Genomic DNA, 2,389 nt, shown 5'->3' with positions numbered 1-2,389 from the left:
CCACCCCGGACACACCCGTCGGCTCGATCGATGTACTGGAGGACGAGGAACGGCAGCGGGTGCTGGTGGGGTGGAACGACTCCGCCACCGTGTCGGCGGCCGAGGATCTGGTGGTGTCGTTCCGGGCGCAGGTGGCTCGCACGCCGGATGCGCAGGCAGTGGTGTCCGGTGAAGTGGCTCTCTCGTATGCCGAGTTGGATGCGCGTAGTGAGCGGCTGGCCCGGTTGCTGGCGGAGGACGGGGTCGGGCCGGAGCGGTTCGCTGCCGTTCTGCTGCCGCGGTCGGTGGATCTGGTCGCCGTGCTGCTGGCCGTGCTCAAGACGGGTGGCGCGTATCTGCCGCTGGACGGGGACTTCCCCGCCGACCGCCTCGCCTTCATGCAGGACGAGACCCGGCCCGTCGTCACCGTCGACGAAGCATGGCTGGCCGCCGCGGAACTCCGCGAGCCGGGGGGTGAACTGCCGGAGGTCGTCGATGCGGCGCAGGCCGCCTACGTCCTGTACACCTCCGGCTCGACGGGCCGTCCCAAGGGTGTCGTCATTCCGCGTGGTGCCCTGGCCAACCTCCTTGAGGACATGCGCCGCCGCATCCCCCTCAACAGCGCGGACCGGCTCCTCGCCGTGACCACCATCGGCTTCGACATCGCCGGGCTGGAACTGTTCACCCCGCTCACCACCGGCGCCACCGTCGTGATCGCACCCACCGGGATCGTCCACGACCCCGACCGGCTGCACACCCTGCTCACCGATGAGCGGATCACCGTCATGCAGGCCACGCCGAGTCTGTGGCGGGCAGCCACCGAGACCCCGGCCGTAACCGGCGCCCTGGCCGGTGTCCGCGTACTGGTCGGCGGTGAAGCCCTGCCCACCGACCTGGCCGAGGTGCTCACCCAGGCCGCCGCCGAAGTGATCAACGTCTACGGGCCCACCGAGACCACCATCTGGTCCACCGCCGCCCACCTCGACCACCACGCACCCGTCACCATCGGCCACCCCCTGGACAACACCCAGCTCTACGTCCTGGACACACACCTCCAGCCCGTCCCCGCAGGAGTCCCCGGCGAGCTCTACATCGCCGGCACCGGCATCGCCCGCGGCTACCTCAACCGGCCCGACCTGAGCGCGGAACGGTTCGTGGCCAACCCCTACGGGGCTCCCGGGTCCCGTATGTACCGGACCGGGGACATCGTCCGCTGGTCCTCCCACGGCGACCTGGAATACCTGCGCCGCGCCGACCAACAGATCAAACTGCGCGGCTACCGCATCGAACTCGGCGAGATCGAAACCACCCTGCGCAACCACCCCGCCGTCCAGCAGGCCGCCGTCATCGTCGGCGACGAGCGCATGATCGCGTACGTCGTGCCGGACACGGCCGCTCCCACGCACGCGGAACTTCGCGCCCACCTCGCGCAGACCCTGCCCGCCTACATGGTCCCCTCCGCCTTCGTCACCCTCGACGCACTCCCCCTCACCGCCAACGGCAAGCTCGACCGCAAGGCCCTGCCCACGCCCGAGTTCGAGACGACCGGCGACCAGCGGCGCGCCCCGCGCACCCCGCAGGAAGAGATCCTCCGCGGTCTGTTCGCCGACGTCCTCGGGGCCCGGCAGATCGGCATCGACGACAGCTTCTTCGACCTCGGCGGACACTCCCTGCTCGCCACCCGCCTCGTCGCCCGCATCCGCACCACCCTCGGCACCGAACTTCCCGTACGCGCCGTCTTCGAAGCACCCACCGTCGCGGGCCTGGCGGAAGCACTCACCAACGCCACGGCAGCCCGCGCCCCGCTCACCGCGCAAGCAAGACCCGAGCGGATCCCGCTGTCGTACGCACAGCAGCGGCTGTGGTTCCTGCACCAGTACGACCCCAGCGGCGCCTCGTACAACATCCCCGTCGCCTTGCGCTTGACCGGTCCGCTCGACCGTCAGGCCCTTGAGTCCGCCCTGACTGACGTGGTGGAACGGCACGAGAGCCTGCGTACCTTCTACGCTCAGGACGGCACGGAGACGTACCAGCGTGTCCTTGGCCCGGGGAAGGCCCATTGCCGGCTGAAGGTGGTGGACACGTCCCTCACCGACCTGGATGCCGATCTGCTCGACGCGTCCCGGCAGTCGTTCGACCTGACGGCCGAACTTCCGCTACGGGCAACCCTGTTCCGGACCGGTGCCGATGAGCACGTCCTGCTCCTCGTGGTCCACCACATCGCCGCCGACGGCTGGTCGCTGGGACCTCTCGCCCGCGACCTGACCACCGCCTACAAAGCCAGGACCACGGGTCAGGCACCCACTTGGGCACCGCTGCCGGTCCAGTACGCCGACTACACCCTCTGGCAACACGACGTACTCGGCACCGAAGACGACCCCGACTCCGTCATCTCCCGCCAACTCACCTA

General features: G+C 69.7%; 1 protein-coding gene. It reads left to right on the top strand.

Features of this window, described 5'->3' with window-relative positions; all coding sequences use genetic code 11:
• On the top strand, positions 1–2,389 hold a 2,389-nt coding region (locus ACZ7P3_RS42510; RefSeq protein ID WP_472090047.1), incomplete at both ends, for an amino acid adenylation domain-containing protein.

It is taken from the genome of Streptomyces sp. NPDC107581 (genome assembly GCF_055657175.1).
This window is presented reverse-complemented; position numbering and strand designations above follow the sequence as displayed.